The organism is Alteromonas sp. KUL42 (genome assembly GCF_006538325.1).
Classification (GTDB): Bacteria; Pseudomonadota; Gammaproteobacteria; order Enterobacterales; family Alteromonadaceae; genus Alteromonas.
In genome coordinates this window covers 228,798-250,799 of the sequence record NZ_BJKK01000002.1, presented here as the reverse complement: position 1 = coordinate 250,799, position 22,002 = coordinate 228,798, and the positions used below count along the sequence as shown (strand labels likewise).

Here is a 22,002-nt window from a genome sequence, read left to right as displayed (position 1 = left end):
GCGATATCGTAGAGATAAAAAAAGGGCAAACCTGCCCTTTTTTTAAACAAAGTTTACGTGAGGAGGGTTATCAAACGGACTTGCTTCAATCCTTTTGATACCTTTAACATGGTTATCCAATGCGACGTTAGCGTAGTGCTGAATTGGCAAGGCTCCCATCATTGTACTTGCATCAAACTGTGGCGATGCGAGGTAGTTCATTGCGTCCCAATAACGGTCTGATTTCCAAATATCGATAAAACGTTCTTCCGCAAAATTACCAATATGAAGCTTGCTGTACTTAGAATTGAAAAACATACCCGATGGTGCCACAAGACCACTGCCGCTCAACTGCAATAAAAATGGCATGCCATAGGCTCGACTATACGAGGGTTTATTCCCATCGCGAATCTTACTCCACTTTACAATAACTTTAGTTTTCTCAGTGGAGCTTGCTTCAGCCTGTTTCAGCGCTTCTGTCAGTCTGTCGTAATTTTCATAGTCAACGCCTAAAGATCCCTGTTCGTCATCTGAAGTATGCTTTATTACTGCGTAATCAACACCGAGGTCATGGGCCAAATTCGCGAAATCACGAATTTCGCCTTCATCTTTAGGCGTGATATAAGTTTGAATGCCAAGCGTAACGTCAAGATTGAGTTTTTGCTTTATCTTAACGGCCTGAGAAATGTTGTACACAGCCTTCCAATATACTGACAGGTCATTGGGATCTTTACTCATCATCGCCGCCATTGAGCGCGCGTTGCCTGCCAGCAACGTAAAGCGTACCCACTTCATATGAGGCAGCACTTCTCTGGACATTTCTGGCGTTAGCAACCACCCATTGGTAGCGTTGCCAACATCAATACCCAACTCGCTAGCTCGCTGAATAAATGGCACGTAGGATTTAGATAACGTACTTTCACCATCACTTACCAATGAAATGCCACGCACCCCCATCTCTGCACAATCATCTAAAAACTCATACAGTTTATCTGTGGTTAGTCTTGAACGTGACTGAGACTCCTGAAGTGTTGCATAGCACCCACGACAAGTTGCTTGGCAAGCCCTTGTTAACGCCATATCAATACTTACCGGCGCGATACGCTCGCCAGCTTCCCATGCTTCTACCCTATCGGTGTGCCATGAGAGTTTATGACCATCCAGTATGAGTTGTTCATTAGCGCTCTTGCTTGACATCAATGCTTACTCCTCGAAATCTTCTGATGGTATTTCTGTCTGTCTCGGTGGGTAGCCAAAGTACCAAACTTTCATCAATATGTTGTTTTAATACCATTTCTGCTTCGCGAAGCATTTCTCCCCTAGAAGCAGCATCGAGTTCGGGTGAAATTTCGACAGTGACATCCGCTTTTTCATTAGCAGAGACCGCTTCAATAGCAAACTCTTTTTCTTTGAACAAACTATTCACTGCCGCCAACTTTTCCGCTTCGCTAAGCGCTAGCCACTGTGGCCCTGGAAGTGGGGTAACGGCAGTTGCATGAGACAAATCTATTCCAGACATAAACCTAACCTGTTAAAACATCAGACGCTTCGCCTGACAATGTAGCCGCCATTAAAATGGGCCTTTAAAGTAATCGCCCGGCACATCATGATGACCTGTACCTGCAAGACCAGCATAGCGCTCAGCTTCACATTCCCCAAGCACCATTTCATGCGCCTTTATTGCTATCTTGTCGGCACCATAGTAAAAATCTTTAGTTAAACCATAACTTGTTGGCTCAGGATGATCGGGTAATCCCATCCTCGCTGGCGCAGATTTCAAAGACGAAAAACAGGTTTCGCTCACTTTTGCCACCACTTCGGATGATACCGACCCGGTCAACGCACCAGAGTCGAGCGCCAAAATCCTTCCAGTTTTCTCAACTGATTGTAAAATAGTTGGCCAGTCAATGGGTCTAATTGAGCACAAATCAATGACTTCCGCACTTATACCTTGTTGCTCTAGTGCCGAAGCTGCACGCAGTGCTTCTACGACTTGATACGACATCGCCACCAACGAAATATCAGTACCAGAACGGCGCATAACAGCTTTATCGATAGGAATTGGTGTTGGCGTGTCTCTCACAATTCCCGTTTGTCCATGTAGCCAGCGGTGTTCAATGAAAACCACAGGATTCGGATCTACAATGCTTTGCAGCAACATACCTCTCGCTTCTTCAGGTGTTGTAGGCATGACTACTTTAAGACCTGGAATATGGGCAAACCACGCTTGAAGGTTTTGCGCATGTGTTGGACCCTGCCCCCACCCGCGACCAACAATCAATCTGATGGTAATTGGCACACTTCTTTGACCGTTAAACATGTAATTCCACTTAGCCGCGCTGTTGACTAACTGGTCCATTGCTAATAAGAAAAAGTCCATTCGTTGATGGACCATAACTGGCTTTAGACCGTTTATAGCAGCACCAATACCAATACCCAACATGCCATTTTCGGCAGTCGGCATATCGAAAACTCGCTCTGCGCCAAACTTTTCTATTAGGTTGTCGGTGGTTCCAAAAATACGTTTGGGATCATCAACACCTAATCCATAGCAAATTACACTTGGGTCTAATTCCATCGCTTGATGCATAGCGAGGTTAATAGCTTGGGAATATGTGATCATGTCGTTACTGCTCATACCGACTCCTGAGCATACACATGCTGATAACTGGAACGTTCATCCGGAAAAGGCGCCGCCTTAGCTTTTTCAAAAGCTTGCGCTACCTTGTGGTTTATTTCATCTACAACGTCACTGCAATCCACCTGACTTATTATTTTATTTTCAATAAGTTGTGTTTCAAAGGTGGCAATAGGATCATTTGCTCTATGCTGTTCGTACTCCGCGACACTGCGATAGCCGATGTCGTTGTCATAATTAGGACCACAGTGCTCGCGCCAGCGATAGGTATCCAACTCGATAAAAGCAGCGCCTAGCCCTGACAGCACGTGTTTATAAGCTTCAAGACAAACGTCATAAGCCTCTTCAACGCTGTTGCCATTACCTTGCTTAGTCCACAAACCAATACTGGCAGCTAATTCATGTATTTTACGTCCGGCTGGCTGCCTATCTTTTAAAGACGAATATACCGAATAGAGATTGTTCTCGCACACAAACAAAACAGGAAGCTTCTTGAGGGCGGCAAAATTGGCTGACTCGTAAAATACTCCTTCTTCAATCGCACCATCACCTAAAAATACAACCGCGATTCCAGACTCCGATTTTATTTTTTTTGCGAGACCCAGACCGACACCAATGGGGATAGTGTTGCCTACGATGGCGGTGCTGCCCATAAAGCCAACAGATTCATCGATAAGGTGCATTGAGCCTCCACGACCACCACTACACCCCGTTGCCTTACCATAGATCTCTGCTACCATCGCATCTAAAGAACCTCCTTTCGCTAGGTAATGCGCATGAGCGCGATGCGTAGAAACAGCAAGATCGTTAACGGTCAAAATTTCAGACAAAACAGCGGGTACACACTCCTGACCTATTGACAGGTGTGTTGGACAGCGCATTTGACCTGAAGAATAGTTATCCGCGATGGCCTCTTCCGTCTTACGGATAAACTGCATCATTGAATAAATCCGCTTGGCCTGAGTAGAAGATAAACTCATCATTGTGCAGCCTCATAAAACGCACAAATTACATCGCACACATAGTCTACTTGTGAATCAGTTAGCTCTGGGTATATTGGCAAGCTCAAAATTCTATCTCGTTGCCTTTCTGTGACAGGGAAATCACCTTCGCGATATCCAAACTTACGAGCACTGCGCATAAGGTGCAAAGGAATAGGATAGTGAATTTTTGACTCTACCCCTTTCTCTAGTAGGTGTGCCATCAACGCTTCTCGCCTATCTACCTGAATAACAAAATTATGATACACCGCACAGTCTTCACCAGACACTTTAGGACATTCAACTACCTTATTTAAGCGCTGATGATAACGCGAGGCTATTTGCTTAAAACGTTCGGTCCATTTAGCGAAATACGGTAACTTAACATTTCCAATTGCAGCCTGAAGTGCATCGATACGGCTATTACGACCCCAGCGAATGCTCTCATCTCTATTCACCAATCCGTGATTGCGCAATAAACAAATTTGTTCGTATAAGGCCTTGTCATTTGTAGAGATAAACCCTGCATCGCCACATAAATGAAAGTTTTTTAAGGGATGCAGACTGAATGCAGCGGCATCGCCCAAGCCCCCTACAGCACGCCCTTTATGCGTTGCGCCAATTGCCTGAGCCGCATCCTCTAAAACTTTTAGCTGATGGCGCTTAGCAATCGCGTTTATGGCAGTCATATTGGCTGGATTACCTGTTAAGTGAACCGGGATAATGACTTTTGTTTTCGGTGTTATCTTTTTTTCTATTTCGAGGGGGTCGATGTTGTAGTCTTCTCCAACATCAGCAAAGACCACGTTCGCACCAACTGCCTTTACGGCACCTGCGCTGGCGATAAACGAATTAGGCGCAGTGATAACCTCATCGCCAGGGCCAATTCCCCACGCTGCAAGCACTAATTCTAGTGCGTCAGTGCCATTTGCAACAGCAATAGCGTATTTCGTATCAGTTATGTTGGCTAAGCCCGCTTCAAAGCATTCCACTTCTGGCCCCAATATATACTGACCACTACTGCCAACTCTGACAAAGGTATCAACAAGCTCTGTCTTTAACGACTCAAACTGGGCGCCAAGATTTACAAATGGTACTTTCATTACGCCCCCTGATAAAACTGTCTAACTTGCTCAATCATGTATGCTACTTCTTCAGAGGTAATAAACTCATGGACAGGCAGCGACAAACAGTTATCGCTGATGTGCTCAGTAACTGGGAAATCACCACGAACGTAACCATATGCTTTGGCAGCAGGCTGTAAATGCATTGGCAATGGATAGTGAACCTTGGCGTCTATACCCGCTTTTTGAAGGTGTGCCTGCAGCGCATCACGCCTTTCGAAGATCGCCATGTAAATATGATAAACCGCGTGTTTATGTTCACTGCGCGGTGGTAGCGTTACGCCGTTAATGCCTTGTAATCCCTTATCTAAGGCTTTTGCATTCGCAATACGTGAACGGGTGATATTTGGAATTTTTTTATCGAGTAAGTGCTGGGCAACCACTGCTTGAATAGTATCTAATCGAGAGTTATATGCGAACTCTCTACAAGTATCCCTGTCTACCAAACCGTGGTTTCGAATTGAGTACAATTTGTCTGCTAAAGACGCGTTATTAGTAACAATTACACCTCCGTCACCCCATACATTTAAGTTTTTCAAAGGGTGCATACTGAAACACGTCAAGTCTGAAAGCTGAGCCATTCCCTTGGAATGATAGGTCGCGCCAATTGCGTGACAGGCATCAGCTACCACATGGATGCCATATTGTTTAGCAATAGTGTTTATCGCATCCATATCGCACGGATTACCTGACCAATGAACGGGCATTATTGCTTTGGTTTTGGGCGTAATAGCGCGTTCGATAAGATTTGCATCAATATTGTAATCTTCACCTGCATCTACAAAAACAGGGGTAGCACCAGCGGTCACTATTGCCCCTACGGTAGCGTAGAAAGTATATGGCGTAGTAATGACCTCATCGCCTTCCCCTACGCCCAATGCTTTTAATGATAAAAACAAAGCGTCCGTACCACTACCCACACCTATCCCAAACTCACCATCATTAAGTCGCGCAAAGTCTCGCTCAAAAGAATCGACCGCTTCTCCAAGCGTAAAATCGCCCCTTTTGACCACTTCTCGGACTTTCTCCCAAATTTGCTCCAAATCGGAAAACTGATCAGGTAAGTAGTTATGGTTAATTGGGTAGATTCCCGTTTTAAGATATTGTTCAGGATAAAAGTTTGCCATAGTACTTATTCTTTATGTTCGTAATTGAGCGGGTATGTGAGCAGTGCATCTCGGTTTTGCGTTACCCAAGCTACGGTTTGTGCTATTCCCTCATCTAGAGAAACGGTTGGCGTCCAGCCAAGGTCACGACGACTCTTTGTGTCGTCCATCAAATATTTTAGATCCTTGCCGGGCCGATCATCCGAAATAGTAACGAGAGAATCATGATCAACCCCCATTTGTTGATGAATGCGCTGGACCAATTCTCTAATCGACACAAAATCAGTCGTCGAAAAGTGATAAGTTTCACCTGTAACTCCATACTCAATAGCTTTATTGATTGCTTGTGCGACATCTTTGCCATGGATGAAAGCCCTAATTGCATGACCGCCGCCATGTAAGCTCAACACTTGGTTTGAAAGTGCGTAAAGAATTGTTCTTGGGATAATGCGATACAATTGCTGACCTGCACCATAAAAATTAGAGTAGCGGGTAAAGACAACAGGGAAACCGTATTGCTTATGAAAGGTTTTCAAACTCATATCTATAGCAGCATGACTCACCGCATAAGGTGTACTTGGATTGAATACGGCGCTTTCATCAATCATTGATTCTGAAGAACCGTAAACTTCAGGTGTCGATATTCTTATGTAACGTTTTAACCATGCTTTATCTATAAGGAACTGGTGCAGCTTAACCTTACTCACAACATTAGTCTGATACCACTGATGGGGTTGTTGCCAGCTTTCCGCCACCATACCTTGCCCAGCAAAATCAACGATGATGTCAGGCTCAAAGTCGTCTAAACACTGAAATATTTGTGGCAAGTCTTTATTAATATCGAGTTGTAGAAACGTGAAATTTTCGATATTGGGCGAGGACAGATAAGGCAAAAATAAAGCACTAGTTTGCGCAGAACGATTGATGCCAATTATCTTTGTATCTGGTGCTAAGGTGTGATGAATATATTGGCTACCAGCAAACGAACCCGAGCCTAATACCACAATTTTTTTCATAACTGCCATGCTCAAGAAGTGATTAAAGTATTTAGCCTACGCATTAGCATGTGCCCAACAATAAGCTGCAAATCTTCGGATATTTGCATATCGTTAACAGGAAAGTGTATGGGTAAGTCTGCCAGTGCTTTAGCTTCACCTCCGGAGTACCCCAGTATGGCGCAGGTTTTAACTCCTTGAGACTTTGCTTGCGCTAACGCGCGTACAATGTTTGCAGAATTCCCACTCCCGGAGAGCACGATAAGTAAATCTCCTGATTTTGCCTTAACACTCACTTGATGTGAGAAAATGTGCTCATAACCAAGATCGTTACCCAAGCAGGTAAGCACTGCGCTATTCGCGCTAAGCGCTTCTGCATCAATAGCGCGACCACAGGGGTTTACGCCATAAATAAAATCGTTTGCGAGGTGAACTGCATTACCAGCGCTTCCGCCGTTACCGCAAATAAAAAGACGTTGCTCGTTTTGCCACACTGTCATCACCGCTTCAACCAGTTGTTCTACAAGATTCCAGTCAAAGGTGTTCAGCTGTTCAGTTAATGTATCACTGTATTGTGTATAAAAATTCACTGATAACTCATCTTATCTGTTATGAGGTGCACTCGTCCTCACCTAATTGAGTGCGCCCTATTTGAAACTACTTTCAATCTTTTTTACTACACGCTTATAATTACCTGTAATAGCGTTGCAAGTATGACTCTGTAGGTATTGTCTTGCCTTCAAATGCACCAACCTCACTCGGTGTTTCGGCTAAGTAACGTTGCTGATTTTCGCCATAGACCGACCATTGCTGGTTACGGTGTAACTGCTCAAACTCTGTAACGGCCTCAACAATTTCTTCTTCAGTATTTTCTTTATAAACTAAACCGTACTTTGCTAATTCGTTGGCGTCATAGCAGTCTCGTATTCTAACGTCGCTATCATCACCAAGTGTTTTACCAGCAATAATTTCGTTGAAGCATACACTTTCACCATTTTGCCAAAGCGTTTTAGCGATACATCGCCCTTTGGTGGCGTAAAAATTCACCGCTGGTGCACAATTCACCAATAGAGTTGGAACATCAAACATAGCTGATGTACCTAAAGGGCCTGAATTCGTACCAATATAAAACTGACAAAAGTCGTAAAGTGCCAAATCGAGCAGTGGAGATGTTTTTCCACACAAATCTGTGTACCCTGAGATTTTTGTGTCTAACCTTTGGTTAGTTTCACCACCCACTCTGAGGACTCTATACCCGAGACTGACAAGATAGCGAATCGCTTTTTCATAATGAATAATAGAGCCATCACGCATCCTGTGATATGAGAAATCCTTTTCCGGCAGAAGGTGACTAAGATATGCTGAGTCACGAATGTGAAGCAAAACCAATTTCTCAGACAAATCTATTCCTAGACAAAGCGCCTCTTCTAACGCTTGCTGTTTTTCATTCTCAGTTAAATAGATAACCCGTTCATGTGCATTGTAAACACGACATAATTCAAGAATTTTTTCATCTGCATTGACTTTTTTTCGTGCATTGTAGTTGGCATCATAGGGCATTTTGACAAAGTATTGCTCAGCGATTAATTTGCCGCGTGTCATATGTAATTTATGAAAAAATGAACTTCGATGTACGTTTACATAACGTTCTAAAACAACAAGTAATGCATCGTTACACACAGGCTCGCCAGCAACAAATAAATGTAAGACACTGTCGTTTTTTGATCCACTAACAGCTTGCTCACGAAGCCAAGCATCGGGTTCAGAAGTAAGATGCCCGATTCTATCAGACTTAAGAAAGCTGACTTTCAGAGCAGTTTTACCACTTGCTTTGAGCAAGCTAGATTGCAATGCACTCGCTTTTTTGTTCGTATCATTTATGCTTAAACAGAACGCCGTTGCGAGTAAAGCGTCATACACATCTCCTCGCTGCGCGAAATTACATGCAAGGTGGTAGAATACATCATCGCAGGAACTTCTATACCAACATAGCTTTCTCAGAAAACCCAAGTTATCTTGCAACTGTTCGAGCTTTGATAACGCCCTAAACTTAATGTAGAGCCACTCGCTGTTATTGGGGTCAATAACTAAATACTGATTAGCCAACGTAAGCAACGCAGAATACTCTTCATTTTGAATCAAGCTGTTGATTTGCTGACTAACCTTTGAAGGATAACCGAACACATTCTCTCCTTAAAGCAATGGATTAGTTATTACTAAATTCTATATGATTGACTATGCCAAACAATTTGCTTCCATCCACTTAAGGTTGTACCAGCGGTCCTTTTCTTCTAACTCTTTGTTGTTATAAGCTTCTATAATTTGCTCTATAGCATCAGCGACGGTGTATTTGGGCTTAAACCCTGTTGCCAATAATTTATCAGAGTTTATGCGATAAGAGCGTGGATCGTTTGAAGGCGTCGATACCACTTCAGCACCTGTGCGTTCTGCTAGGATTTGCGCTATGTCTTCTATCGTAATATTTTCAAAACCGGCGTTGTATACGCCTGTTACTTCAGGCCGGTCAAGTAAGAATAAATACAGGTCCGTAATATCTTGCATATGAATATTTGGGCGAGATTGCTTACCGCCAAACACAGTAATTTTCCCGCGTTTTATTGCTTGCATGGTTAGCATATTAACCGCTACATCTAAGCGCATACGGGGAGAAAGGCCGCATACCGTAGCGGGTCGTACAATTTGAACCGCCATTTTATCTTGATAGCTCAACAGCACGCGCTCAGCGACCATTTTTGTTTTATTGTATTCTGAAATAGGCTCTAACGTGAGCTCTTCAGTGACATGCTCTTCATCTTTAATCCCGTAAACACTTCCCGAAGAGGCGTAAATAAATTGTTGAACGCCAGCTCTAACGGCATAGTCAGCTAGCTGCATTGTGGCAAGTGCACTTACTTCCCATGTCAGTTTTGGATTAAGATCGCCACAAGGGTCATTAGCAATAGACGCAAGGTGAATAATAGTATCTACACCTTTAAGTGGAATAGTGTTAGTGAAGCGAACATCGTGTTTTACAACAGTAAGGTTTGGATGTGTGGGTAGAAAATTTCCAAACCACTGAGTATCAATAGCAATAACTTGATGCCCTTCGTTCAGCAATTTGGGGACCAATACAGACCCTTTGTATCCACATGCCCCCGTTACCAGTATTTTTTTCATTCTTGGTTCCACTAAATTCTAAATTTACCGCCTATGTGCAGTAATAATATTCAACTTGCTTGTGATAAGTCCGCTACAACTAAAATTAGACAGCCCGATAATCAGCGATGTCATTTACTCATCGATTCGTTTAAAGGTTATCGGCACATAGCCCCTAACCTTAAACGTCAAATATCGCTACTATACTCGCCAAAAGTTGAATGGCTTATTGGGTATGGATACAAAATCATTTAACGGAGTAACCTTTCATAGTTACAACAACTTAAACACTTCCACGTATTGTGCCTCAATGATTGCCATTCTTATAATAAAAGCAATGACATACTATCAGGAAACCAGCGCTGATTACGACAAATGTGCGCCAATATTTTCAACATTAAAGTAGGGTTAATGAATGCGCACTAGAAATATAAACGTGTAAGTAAATGGCCCCATTGACAATTGGCTGGGTTTGTTTGGAATATGGTGAGAACGATGATTAACCTTCAGAAGCATTGCATGCTATTTTTTCTTAATACAATATTTATTTTTTTTCAAAATGCATGTCTAGAAATAGTCTATAGATATTGCGGTAGATCATTAGTATCTAACCTCGGCAATTCAAGCGGATTGTCAATTTTTAAATTAGCTACGCGAACCTTAGTTGTAATACCTATAGAAGCTTTGTACTTTCTGAGTAAAGAGAGAGTATCGTGGTTATAAGCTCCATAAGGGTAACACATCACCCAGTCTTTCAATGAAGCCCCCACACCATTTAAAAACTCTAGAGAATGCTGTATTTCTTTTTCTTGCTCTTCAGCAGATTTTCTATCGAGCCAATAATGCATTGAGCCATGGCTACCAACATACATACCATGTTCTATAAGAACTTTAACCTCTTCAACGGTCATGTATAGCTCTTTTGAAAACTCCTCTAATTTGATGCCAATAATGTCTTTAAATAATTGCTTTACAATTTCGCTTCTCAATGTTTCTGGTAAGGCATGTTGAAGCATTCGCTTTACATAAATTGTATTCGCGTCATCAAATCTATTAGCAAAAGCAAGTTTGTTATGTAATTTGCTAATTTGTCTGTCCGACATTCCAGCCACTCGACAATATTCGTTTATCTTAGAAATCAGACCACTGATGCACTGAGTACTGCTAAGAATATGTTGGACTGAGTTGACATCTAACACTATGTTTTCTTCGATAGCAGCTCTTGGAGGAAAAAATGCGCCAACCAATTTTCTACTAACTAATTCAGGAAGTACAAATTCAAAGTGATCTTTGTATCCGTCGTCGAAAGTTAGCCAACATGCATTTGGTGGTAGTTTTGAACCGTTCTTAGAGGCATCCACTACTTGCTCCGTACTTACAACATTGAACTCTGTACTTATATAGTCTAACTGGTTCCTAAAACCTTCAAGCTCTAAGCCTTTTATTCCAGGAAATCGACTGCCCTTAATCGGTCTAACGTAATGATACATCACAATTGTTAGATCACTCATTTTGACACCCTATAAAGTTCATAGTCGGTCGATCCAGATCGCAGTCTTGTTTGGTAAGGTACAAATCAGATACGTTTAAAAAATTTACATTTGAATCTTTGGCCCAATATATAAGAGATGTAGTTGCTGGCTTCCTTACCTCTAATGGATGAAAAAGATGAGGTATATTAATGAAAGACGAATCAACTGCAGACAGCCATGACCGATGGTTAAAAAACTTGTTTAGACGACTTAGTGTGGAATATACATCTACAGCCCAAAAGTCATTTTGTTTAGCATAAAACTCTGCAAACTCTATACAGTATTCAAAGACAGATTCTGGACCCAGTATGTCAATGATATGCAAAATTTTTATATCATTTGTGATTTCTTCTCTAAGTACAACATAACCAATTCCACCATCAACACTTGTAATTTTAAATGTGTCATACTTAAAGTACGGGTGTTTATCATATCGCCAAATTAAGTCATCTAAGCTCCTCGAAAAATGGTTACCTTCAACGTAGGGTGCAAGGGATTGATCCACCCAAGATATTCTTTCTGCTTCTATCTTTGATTGTTTACCCGATGCATTTCTAACTAATTTGGGTGCGTAAGAAGCATGCTCAGAAATTGCGAGTACTTTTTTTGCATCAACAACATGAATATACCTTGGGATATACCGCAAGTAATGAAAACCAGACCGAATATAAATTGGCAGAGCATCTTCTGATATCCCCATACCAAATGCCACATCGAAGTTATTCATTATGTATTTCAGTATTTTGGCTCCAGCGCCAGATCCTCTGTTCTTTTGATCTACAACCCAAGTAGTCAATTCGGCCCCGTTTAGGCATTGACCAGCAAGATTAAACTTGCGCTTGTTTAGCCCCATCACGCCTAATAGGTCACTTTCACTAAGTGCGACTACGCAACTGTTAGCTCCCATATTTTCAGCAGCACTTTCAAACTGCCACTTGTGAAACTCTTCATCACTCAGCGCAATCTTATGTTGCCAATGATTTTGATAGAATTTCCTGATCTGTGATGCATTGACACCAAGTTCATTAGCAAAACCAATCTTGATTGACATTTATATTCTCCTAGGTAATTAGACCTTTGAGCTAATAATTTTTATGGCATTCAAACTATGTGTCTAAACCCTTTGTAAAAAACAAATGCTGTGCTTCTCACAGAGTAGTGTTGTGTTTTGCGCTCAACAAAAACATTTACTTTGTCAAACAGCCGTCTGAGTATAGGTCTTCCATCATCGCACTGGCTTTCTTAAAGTCATCAAGGCGTCCTATATCAATCCAATCTTGATCTACTTTGAAATGATTAATTCGACCGTGACTCTCTAATTTTTGGCTAAGTAATGTCGGCATATCTAACGCTTGCCCTTTCGGTATGCTTTTCACCAATGACGGTGACAAAACATACACACCAGCGTTAATAAAATACTTGTGTATAGGTTTCTCAACAATGCCAGATACTTGATGCTCTGCGGTAGTTACCACACCAAATGGGATTTGATACTCGTATTCACGCACACACATTGTAGCTTCGCCACCATGTTCATCATGGTGCGCCAACAGAGCCAAAAAATCGATGTCTGTCAACAAATCACCATTCATAAGAAACATGGGCTCTGAGATAATATCTTTCGGAAGCAGACCTAATGCCCCTGCAGTGCCTAACGGTTTATCTTCATGCAAATAAGCAATCTCTACGCCCCACTCACTACCATCGCCGAAATGCTCAACTATCTTCTCGGGCATGTAATGCGTAGATATATAAAAACGATAAAAACCCGCTCTAATAAAGCGCTGTAAAATCAATTCCAGAATGGGCTTATTACCCAACTTTAACATGGGCTTGGGGCAAGAATTTGTCAGTGGTCTTAATCGTGTTCCAAAGCCTCCTGCCATCAAACAAACGGCGTTTTCAAATCTCGGTTTTCTTAATAGTGAATACAAGAAAGAGACCGATAATATACGTCTTTGATCGTCTACAATTGGAATAAAGAGAAGTTGGTATTGCTCCATACACGAGAGGAGACGAACTTCGCTCCAATGGCGTGTGGCAACCTTTGGATTACTTTGCATTACCCGTGTAACAGGCTCTGTTAGGCTAACCCCTTTGAGTAGTGCTCGGCGCACATCACCGTCACTAACAATTCCGAGAAGAATGTCATTCTCATCGGCAATCAATAAACTGCGTTTACCTTCAATATCAAGCTGATGAATTGCTGAACCAAGAGGGGTATCAGGCGCAACAACAATACGTTTCCAATCGTAGCTATTTGTCACTATCTTTCCCCATGATTTGCAATTAAAAATAAGGCTCAGTTTTTGTAAATGTTAATCACACTTGGAAAAACACAGAAGCATTTTTATCGCCTCATTTTGTAGTATCGGCATCATGAATAAAAACATTACCAAAATCAGAAGCTGTAGTCGTTTAGTCAGCTGCATAAAAATGGTGCTTTTTAGCAACAAAATTGGCATCTAGATTTACGCTTTTTAGCACGTCTACAATTTTTTTTGCGGCTTGCCCATTACCGTATGGATTAGCTACTTGTTGACAGTGCTGTCTGAATGCATCATCAAACAAACATTTTTCTATAGCGATTGAGATAGCTCTTGTATCGTAATCAACGTCTATGACATTGCCCGCTCGTAAGCGTCCTGCTTGCCTACTACCGATATTCACTGTCGGACATCCAAATATAGGGGTTTCTTTAATACCTGATGAAGAATTACCAACACAAGCAACTCTATTATTGATGCTTCGTGCTAGCGCTAATATACCGTGATACATTCTCCCCCCTAATGAGGGCACCAAGACCAAATTATCTTCAAACTTTTCAGCAAAACGTTTTAATTCCCCAATAATTCTCGCTCCACCCGCGTCGTTATTGGGATAAGTAATACACACTTGAATTTCCCGAACCAAGAAAGATTCCAGTGCAGCTAAAGAGGCTCGAATTTGATTTTCCGCTTGGTCAAATGCGGTGGTAACAGAGTGTTGCGTAAACACTATGAGCGGTTTGCTGGTAGAAAGCCCCCATGCCTCAGCAATTTCCTCTTTACTTGCCAAATCGCCTTTAACTATGGCATCTATCGAAGGCAAACCTACGGTAAACACGCGCTCTTTGCTTTCTCCCATCTGAATAACATTTTTAGATGCCACTTCATTAGTTGTAAAATGCAGGTGACTTAGCTTCGTCATGGCATGACGAACACTGTCATCTAGTGCACCACCTTCGGTCATGTCACCGCCTTCCAGATGCGCTACAGGAATACACATTTGCGAAGCAGCAATAACAGCAGAAAAACCTTCGAATCGGTCTGCATAGACCATCAGCATATCTGGTTTTAACCTGGCCAATTCGTGTGCAATACTCTTAATGCCATCCCCCACGGCCACGGCCGTGGAAAACAAATCATCATTTTTAAGGTCTATTGCAATTTCTGCCGAAATGGGAAAACCAGCTTGCTGAATATCGGTCAACGTTCGACCAAAGTTATTGTCTAGATGGCCTCCAGCTACAAGTAATTGTAAAGACAAGTCTGGGTCGCTTTGTATTTTCTCTATAATAGGTCGGAGCAAACCATACTCAGCTCGATTACCGGTAAATACAGCTATACGCCTACCCATTCTCACACTCCATTAGTGATAAAAGAGCATCTTCTAGCGTATATAAAGGCCGCCAATTTAAGCGTGATAGCGAATCAGAAATATTCAGCACGATGCGCGAATTGGGAATACTTGGCTTACTCTCTTCGATAACAGGGCAAGGTAAGCTTTTAAGTCGCGCCGCGCTCTCGATTAGATCTGAAACAGAATGTCCAACACCACTTCCTATGTGGAAAATGCCACTTTCTTTACTCAACGCAAGTACAGTTAATGCCGATGCAACGTCATTTACAGACACATAGTCTCGTATTGGTTTAACCGTAAACACCGTGAGCAAATCCCTACCCAATTGAGAAAGTATTGTGGGTATAACTGTATCCTTGTTCATTCCTTTGCCGATCACATTGGACAACCGCACTGCTATGCCCCCTTTGTGATTCAACACTAGGCTTTCGTTTCTACGTTTTGCATTTGCATAAACTGTATCAACAAATCCATTTGATGATACAGGTATATCTTGGTTGCAACTATCGTAGATAGCGGCTGAAGAGGCATAGACAAGCTTTGAAAAGTTGCCTTGGCATAATTTATCGAGAAGATCATATTGTTGCTTTGCTAAATCATCATGCAACTGAGCAACCACGCTGCACTCAGCCAAGTGAATAAGAGGCTCCCCTTCTACTATATGAATCAGCTCACTATAATCCGCGACTTGGGTAATATTGAGTGATTTGGGCGGCGTTCTCGAGAACCCTCGCACCGCAATACCATTTGCATCACAATAACCAAGTATAGCTTGACCGATGAATCCATTTGCCCCCGTGACATTAAGCATCAATGACATCTCCTATTTTCAATAGCTCGTCGCTCTCTATGTCATGTGCCGCTCTTTTTCCTAGCATTTCATTGAAACGTTCCGCCTTGAAATCGCCAACTCCAGGGCGTTTAACCCATAAATTATCTTTAGTGAAGACTTCACCCTGTAAAACTTTTTTAGTCGTGCATACTGATGCAAAAGCGAAATCTATGGTCGGCTTTTCTTCACTTACTGCACCTTTGCTGCCGCCACGCTCCTTTTGTAAAAAACGAACTACCTTCTATAAGTTCACTGAGCGCCTTCGGGTCCATTGAACACACTATGTCGGGCCCTTGCCTCTCCATACTATCAGTAAAATGACGTTCTAGAACACTCGCCCCCAATGCTACAGCACCTAAACAAGCATAGTTATTAATGGTATGGTCAGACAGGCCAACTACAGCATCGGGAAAAGCATCTTGTAACTCAGTCATTGCACCAAGACGAACGAGCTCTGGCGGCGTTGGATATACATTAGTGCAATGTAGCAGCGCAAAAGGCACACCAAACTTTCTTATAATTTCAACCGACGGTCGAACAGTATCGATACTGTTCATTCCTGTACTCAAGATAATGGGCTTACCGAAAGACGCTATGTGCTCAATTAATGGATAATTGTTACACTCCCCTGAGCCAATTTTGTATGCCTGAACATCCATACGTTCGAGCCTATCAGCAGCTGCACGTGAAAAAGGTGTACTGATAAAAATGGCGCCTTTTGACTCTACATAGGCCTTCAATGCAATCTCATCTGATTCAGATAAGGCGCATGCCTCCATAATCTCATAGATGGACTCTTTCGTATGGGAAGGGATTACCTGCTTCGCCGCTTTGGTCATTTCATCTTCAACGACATGCGTTTGATGCTTAATGACTTCTGCGCCAGCACCAACCGCAGCGTCAACCAGGCGCTTAGCTTCATCCAATGAGCCATTGTGATTAATGCCTATTTCAGCAATAACTAAAGGAGGATGGTGATAACCAATCTTGCGCCCCGCAATGTCGAATTCGTTGTTATTCATTTTACTCTCCACCGAACGCCTTAACCTTTTGCACTATGGCGTTCACTTTTTACAAATTTCTGCCGATAACGCTTATATTGCCCTTTTCTAACTAAACTATATCGTGTGCAAAAGCGAAATCTTAAGGTCACTAAGTGATATAATCTTACTGCTTCATGATACGCTGTTTAGCTTTATAACTATAACCGATTACGAGCAAACAAAAATGGATAAAAAGAACACTAACGACATATGTATTTCATCGGAATATCATGAACTTAAAAATATTCTTTCTACATTTTCGCTCAATAGCTTCAATATGCCAAGCGAAGTCTCTCGATATAAAGATGCTTTGTCAATTGATAGCCTATTTTCCGATTTAGCCGTTGATAAGCAAAATAATAATCATAATGAGTTAAAAAGAACGGTCACTGCTTCGTCTCAAGACAAACCGTTTGAACCGGAGTATGCAGACCTTTGTCGACTTCATTTCTTAACGCTGACTAGAAAGCCAATCAACCTGTTAGAGTTTGGTAGTGGTTACAGCACACTCATCTTAGCTAATGCGATGCAGATACTCAGTCAGTCATTTAGTGATTTTTCGCATGACAACTTTCGCGCAGACAAACATTTTCATGTTTATTCAATTGAAGAGGAGCAGCGATTTCTGGACATTACTCAAGCGCGGTTATCCGATGAATTAGCGCCACACGTATCATTGTCTAGAAGCTCTGTGGAGCTAATTGAGTACGATCATCGTTTTGCCACAATATATACCAAACTACCCAACATCGCGCCCGATTTAATTTATCTTGATGGTCCTTCTCAATTTGGTTCAACGTCAGAAATAAATGGGTTTTCGATGGCAGACCAATGCAGAATGCCTATGTCTGCCGATATATTGCGTTTCGAGTTTTTTTTGGAACCAGGCACATTGATTCTGGTTGATGGAAGGACGGCGAATGCGCGCTTTTTGAAAGCATACCTAAAAAGGAATTGGGCTTACTTCTTTGATGAAACTGGCGACGTTCACTACTTTGAATTACAAGAAGCACCACTTGGGAAAATTAACGCAAAAAAACTACAGTTTTGCCTGAACAATAATTGGTTGATCAAATAGAGACTTAACTCGCGCATTTCGTTGACGGCTACCATGCCGTCAACCCGCCATCTACGATAAACTTTTGCCCCGTACAATAGCGAGAGGCTTCCGAAGATAAATAGATAACCATGCCCACTAAATCGTCTTTTTCTGCCATCCTGTTCATTGGCGTTCGCTGTGCATAACGAGATTTAAATGTGTCGCTATGACCGTTGTTGACACCGCCAGGAACTAGGGTATTGACGCGGATTGCTTTTTCCCCCCAATAAGTTGATAACCATTGCGTGAGACCGTGCACACCTGCTTTTGCGGCAGAATACGCTGCGAATGAACGAAAAGGCATACCATCATAGAGACGATGATCAGGTGCTACAACGCCATAAATACTCGAAACATTGATCATACTGCCGCCGCCATTTAAAAGCATTGCTTTACCGCCTTCCCGTGCGACCAAGAACATCCCCGTCAAATTAGTGTTTAATACTTTCTCCCATACCTCGAGAGGATATGACTCAAAATCCGCAAAAACGTCCCCTTCACGCATAAGATGTTCACCGGTTGCCGCGGCATTATTCAGTACAACATCAACGCGTCCAAATGCTGAAAGTGCTCGCTCAAATAATGACACTACATCACTTTCATTAGATACGTCGCACACCACTCCCAGTGTTTCTGTTCCCGTTTCTTGAGAAAGTTGAGATGCTGCCATAACGGGACTACGCTCAGCCAAATCGGCCATAACGAGCTTCGCGCCTCGTAGCGAAAGCGCTTTGCAATAAGCTTGACCAAGTACACCAGTACACCCAGTAACTACGATCACCTTGTTGTCTATAGCGAAACGAGATAACTCAATATCGTGTGTGTCAGTCACTCAGTAATCCTTGTTTCTTTTTCATCAAATATTCTATTAACGCGAAGTCAAATTCACTGTCTAAATCTAGACTTTTGTCTACGCCTATATCGTAACCTTGGGTTTTTCCACTTAACAAGCCTGTACCAGTGCGAAGATAGGAAGGTGCGAGTACATAAATGGACGCTACATGTTCATAAACATTAGGAGCATCTTGCCGCCTTACAATAGGTTTAGGAAGCCGCTTACTTATGGTTAGCTTATCATCCTGCATTTCAAGCATATTAAAATAGGGGTTTTTTCTCGCTTCACAGATGGAAAACACTGCATCAATGTCTGTTTCTCTGAATTGTGTAATAGCGCGACTAATATCTTCAACGTCTCTAAGTGGTGATGTACAATCCAAATCAACGTACAGGGAAGTGGGTGTATCAAAATGTTCATCACAAGCATCAAGTGCATGTTGCCACACTTCCCATTTACCCGCTTTATCATCTGCCAACTCTGCAGGTCGCAAAAAAGGAACGACAGCACCTGCTTCAAGTGCGACTTTTGCAATAGCCTCACTGTCGGTAGACACAACTACACGATCAACCTCTGGACAACGCATAGCCTGTTCAATAGACCATGTAATAAGTGGTTTCCCTAAAAGAGGGCGTATATTTTTGTTTTTAACCCCTTTCGAACCACCTCTTGCACCAATGACACACGTTACAGCCATTATTTTTTCCTTACAACAATTGGGTACAGCCTGAAGAGGCCGCATCATGCGCGGCCAAAGCAACTTTTAATGCGTGAATACTATCTTCTAAACTACTTATCGGCGGAATTGCATGGTTCTGAACTCGCATTAAGAAATGATGCATATGACTTAAGAACATATCGTTGCGCTTAAACGTTTCTGGCAAGGTGTTCTGGCAGTCTTCGTCTGAATTACGCATAATGCAGCAGGCCTCATTTTTTGTGTAGTCCCAGTATATAGCACCTTTTGCTCCCACAATTTCAAAGTCCCGATGATACGTTGGATGGACATAATCTAAATGTATTTGCCCCAAAATATTATTAGATGTTCTTATACCTATTTGAGCAATTGCTTCTGTCTCAATGTCAAGGTTTTCCCAGTGCGCCACCATGGCATTAATTTCACTAACCGCTCCACCTAGCCATTGAATCAAGTCCAATTCATGTATAAGGTCAAAAATTACACCGCCACCACTATCTCGCTTTGCACTGTAGCTTTTTCGATAATTTGAATCTGGGCGCCAATCAGGTAACCATTGCCCAACAGCGCACCTTATGTAAGCAATGTCTCCAATGTACTTTTCACTCAACAAAGCTTTAATCCACTGCAGATTTGGATGGCAGCGCATCATGTAGCCCGCCTCAACAATACATTTGTTACCCTGTACCAGACTTCGAAGCTCATCTACCCCTTTCATATTATGACTAAGAGGCTTTTCGATAAAAAAAGGTTTATTCAAACGGGCACATCGCAGTGCACACTCGATGTGTAGGTGAGTACTATTGGCAATGACGACGGCATCAAATACTGACAGCACACTATCTTCGATAGAGTCGACTAATTCTACCGATTCGGGAAATACATCAAGGTGACGATTGACGCCGCTTTGACCACGATAACTGAATGCATAAACACGACAACCTAGCTCAACTAAATTCGCAATATGTCTAAGCCCTACAGAGCCAGTTCCGATAACCAGTACTTTCAACAGCATAACTCCCAGACCCGTTACACGTTGTAAATGTCGGTTTTGTAGCGACGTAAATTTGTATCTTGCGTAAACCAGTCTATCGTTTTTTGAAGCCCTAGTTCTAGGCTGTGCGAGGGAGTGAATCCAGTAAGTTTCACTAATTTGGCATTGTCTCCCAAAAGACGAAACACCTCAGAATCTTTTGGTCTTATGCGCTCAGGGTCAACAGAAAAAGTAACGTTGCTATTCATTAATCGTTTTATTGTGTCGAGTGTTTTTTCCATACTCACTTCGCTGTTCGTGGCAATATTTATGGTTTCGCCTTGCGTTTTTTCGGCTTCAGCAATGGCAATGAAACCCGCACATGTATCAGCTACATAATTAAAGTCACGCGTAGGTGATAAATCACCCACCTGAATTATCGCTTTTCCAGCAGCAATTTGAGAAATAATGGTTGGAATAATGGCTCTTGCTGATTGCCTTGGCCCGTAGGTGTTGAATGGGCGGGCAATGGTTACCGGTAAGCCGAATGAGTAGAAGTAACTCATTGCCATCGCGTCCGCACCGATTTTAGATGCGCTATACGGAGATTGTGGCTGAAGCGGATGCGCTTCGTCTATCGGAACATACTGAGCCGTTCCATAAACTTCACTGGTCGATGTCTGTATAAACTTAGAAACATTGTGCCGCACGGCAGCCTGACATAGATTCATTGTTCCGTTTACGTTGGTCTCAACATAACTTTGTGGCGCAGCATACGAGTACGGAATTGCTATAAGCGCTGCCAAATGAAAAACCACGTCAACGCCTTTGCAAAGAGAGTCACACAGAAAAGGATCACGAATATCACCTGCGACTACTTCTAAGTTTTCGTGTGAAACGTTATCTAACCACCCCCAAGAGTTGAAAGAGTTATAGTTGACTAACGCTCTTACGCAATACCCCCTAGCCAGCAGCGCCTCAACTAGATGAGAGCCAATAAAACCATCGCCACCAGTTACCAGTGCCTTTTGCATAATTTTCCTTATCTTTTTTGTTATCGACGTGTACAGCTAAGTATATAGTACGCGTGAAAGCATGCTAATTGCCATAATCACACGACTGTTCGAAGAAATTAAGTGCGATTCTGCCCGAGGATAGACGTTAATTAAATTGACCTCATAAATAATCCATCACCCAAAGCACGCTCAAAGCTACAGCTAGACATTAGCGACTAAAAAACAAAACTGCCTTAAAAACAGATCGCGTTACAAGGCTGATTTATATCACAAAAAAGCCCAAACACCCGGTGGAGAATAATCAAACATTGGGACATAACTTCTCTTCAGTGTTATGCTTTTGGTTGGTAAAAGTAAATAACCTCCTGATTTTGGC

The 22,002-nt window shown here is 42.3% G+C and carries 22 protein-coding genes; 1 reads left to right on the top strand and 21 read right to left on the bottom strand.

Going from position 1 to position 22,002, the window contains the following annotated elements; all coding sequences use genetic code 11:
- Positions 1-42: 42 nt before the first annotated feature.
- From EYR97_RS03935 to EYR97_RS03860, 17 genes are all read right to left on the bottom strand, one after another.
- Positions 43-1,176 carry a radical SAM protein gene (locus EYR97_RS03935; protein WP_131092524.1) on the bottom strand — a complete coding sequence of 378 codons (1,134 nt, stop codon included), beginning with the start codon at positions 1,174-1,176 and terminating at the stop codon, positions 43-45.
- Positions 1,157-1,498: a hypothetical protein gene (locus EYR97_RS03930; protein WP_131092523.1), complete on the bottom strand. Its 342-nt coding sequence runs from the start codon at positions 1,496-1,498 to the stop codon at positions 1,157-1,159. Before EYR97_RS03930 ends, EYR97_RS03935 begins: the two co-directional genes overlap by 20 nt.
- 51 nt (positions 1,499-1,549) lie before the next feature.
- Positions 1,550-2,617, bottom strand: a complete 1,068-nt coding sequence (locus tag EYR97_RS03925; protein ID WP_131092522.1) for an alpha-ketoacid dehydrogenase subunit beta — start codon at positions 2,615-2,617, stop codon at positions 1,550-1,552.
- On the bottom strand, positions 2,614-3,600 hold the full coding sequence (locus EYR97_RS03920; RefSeq protein ID WP_207308036.1) for a thiamine pyrophosphate-dependent dehydrogenase E1 component subunit alpha: 987 nt from the start codon (positions 3,598-3,600) through the stop codon (positions 2,614-2,616). Before EYR97_RS03920 ends, EYR97_RS03925 begins: the two co-directional genes overlap by 4 nt.
- On the bottom strand, positions 3,597-4,700 hold the full coding sequence (locus EYR97_RS03915) for a DegT/DnrJ/EryC1/StrS aminotransferase family protein (RefSeq protein WP_131092521.1): 1,104 nt from the start codon (positions 4,698-4,700) through the stop codon (positions 3,597-3,599). Before EYR97_RS03915 ends, EYR97_RS03920 begins: the two co-directional genes overlap by 4 nt.
- Positions 4,700-5,848 carry a DegT/DnrJ/EryC1/StrS aminotransferase family protein gene (locus EYR97_RS03910; RefSeq protein ID WP_131092520.1) on the bottom strand — a complete coding sequence of 383 codons (1,149 nt, stop codon included), beginning with the start codon at positions 5,846-5,848 and terminating at the stop codon, positions 4,700-4,702. The genes EYR97_RS03915 and EYR97_RS03910 overlap by 1 nt, the downstream gene beginning before the upstream one ends.
- Before the next feature lie 5 nt (positions 5,849-5,853).
- Positions 5,854-6,843: a GDP-mannose 4,6-dehydratase gene (locus EYR97_RS03905; protein ID WP_131092519.1), complete on the bottom strand. Its 990-nt coding sequence runs from the start codon at positions 6,841-6,843 to the stop codon at positions 5,854-5,856.
- An 11-nt stretch (positions 6,844-6,854) separates the two neighbouring features.
- Complete coding sequence (locus EYR97_RS03900; protein WP_131092518.1) at positions 6,855-7,412, bottom strand: SIS domain-containing protein; 558 nt, start codon at positions 7,410-7,412, stop codon at positions 6,855-6,857.
- Positions 7,413-7,512: 100 nt separating this feature from the next.
- Entirely contained in the window at positions 7,513-9,006 is a 1,494-nt protein-coding gene (locus tag EYR97_RS03895) for a TIGR04372 family glycosyltransferase (protein ID WP_131092517.1), read from the bottom strand.
- 51 nt (positions 9,007-9,057) lie between these two features.
- Entirely contained in the window at positions 9,058-9,999 is a 942-nt protein-coding gene (locus EYR97_RS03890) for an NAD(P)-dependent oxidoreductase (RefSeq protein ID WP_131092516.1), read from the bottom strand.
- Between the two features lie 557 nt (positions 10,000-10,556).
- Positions 10,557-11,489, bottom strand: a complete 933-nt coding sequence (locus EYR97_RS03885; RefSeq protein ID WP_131092515.1) for a polysaccharide deacetylase family protein — start codon at positions 11,487-11,489, stop codon at positions 10,557-10,559.
- A complete protein-coding gene (locus EYR97_RS03880; protein WP_131092514.1) occupies positions 11,482-12,561 on the bottom strand; it encodes a GNAT family N-acetyltransferase in 1,080 nt (359 codons plus the stop codon). Before EYR97_RS03880 ends, EYR97_RS03885 begins: the two co-directional genes overlap by 8 nt.
- A 136-nt stretch (positions 12,562-12,697) precedes the next feature.
- Complete coding sequence (locus EYR97_RS03875; RefSeq protein ID WP_131092513.1) at positions 12,698-13,777, bottom strand: nucleotidyltransferase family protein; 1,080 nt, start codon at positions 13,775-13,777, stop codon at positions 12,698-12,700.
- A gap of 151 nt (positions 13,778-13,928) precedes the next feature.
- The gene (gene neuC, locus EYR97_RS03870; protein ID WP_131092512.1) at positions 13,929-15,128 is read right to left on the bottom strand and encodes a UDP-N-acetylglucosamine 2-epimerase; all 1,200 of its coding nucleotides are present in this window, start codon (positions 15,126-15,128) and stop codon (positions 13,929-13,931) included.
- Complete coding sequence (locus tag EYR97_RS03865) at positions 15,121-15,942, bottom strand: NAD(P)-dependent oxidoreductase (protein ID WP_242634905.1); 822 nt, start codon at positions 15,940-15,942, stop codon at positions 15,121-15,123. Before EYR97_RS03865 ends, neuC begins: the two co-directional genes overlap by 8 nt.
- On the bottom strand, positions 15,935-16,135 hold the full coding sequence (locus EYR97_RS22590) for an SAF domain-containing protein (RefSeq protein ID WP_278186706.1): 201 nt from the start codon (positions 16,133-16,135) through the stop codon (positions 15,935-15,937). Before EYR97_RS22590 ends, EYR97_RS03865 begins: the two co-directional genes overlap by 8 nt.
- A 13-nt stretch (positions 16,136-16,148) precedes the next feature.
- A complete protein-coding gene (locus EYR97_RS03860) occupies positions 16,149-16,985 on the bottom strand; it encodes an N-acetylneuraminate synthase family protein (RefSeq protein ID WP_278186704.1) in 837 nt (278 codons plus the stop codon).
- 205 nt (positions 16,986-17,190) lie between these two features.
- Here EYR97_RS03860 and EYR97_RS03855 point away from each other — a divergent pair, with 205 nt between their 5' ends.
- Positions 17,191-18,084, top strand: a complete 894-nt coding sequence (locus tag EYR97_RS03855; protein WP_131092510.1) for a hypothetical protein — start codon at positions 17,191-17,193, stop codon at positions 18,082-18,084.
- Positions 18,085-18,112: 28 nt separating this feature from the next.
- Here EYR97_RS03855 and EYR97_RS03850 read toward each other — a convergent pair whose 3' ends face one another.
- From EYR97_RS03850 to EYR97_RS03835, 4 genes are read right to left on the bottom strand one after another with little or no spacing between them, the layout of a single operon-like run.
- Entirely contained in the window at positions 18,113-18,937 is an 825-nt protein-coding gene (locus tag EYR97_RS03850) for an SDR family oxidoreductase (RefSeq protein WP_207308035.1), read from the bottom strand.
- Complete coding sequence (locus EYR97_RS03845) at positions 18,930-19,637, bottom strand: cytidylyltransferase domain-containing protein (RefSeq protein ID WP_131092509.1); 708 nt, start codon at positions 19,635-19,637, stop codon at positions 18,930-18,932. The genes EYR97_RS03850 and EYR97_RS03845 overlap by 8 nt, the downstream gene beginning before the upstream one ends.
- A 10-nt stretch (positions 19,638-19,647) precedes the next feature.
- A complete protein-coding gene (locus EYR97_RS03840; protein WP_131092508.1) occupies positions 19,648-20,652 on the bottom strand; it encodes a Gfo/Idh/MocA family protein in 1,005 nt (334 codons plus the stop codon).
- A gap of 14 nt (positions 20,653-20,666) precedes the next feature.
- Positions 20,667-21,644, bottom strand: a complete 978-nt coding sequence (locus EYR97_RS03835) for an NAD-dependent 4,6-dehydratase LegB (RefSeq protein WP_131092507.1) — start codon at positions 21,642-21,644, stop codon at positions 20,667-20,669.
- Positions 21,645-22,002 lie beyond the last annotated feature (358 nt).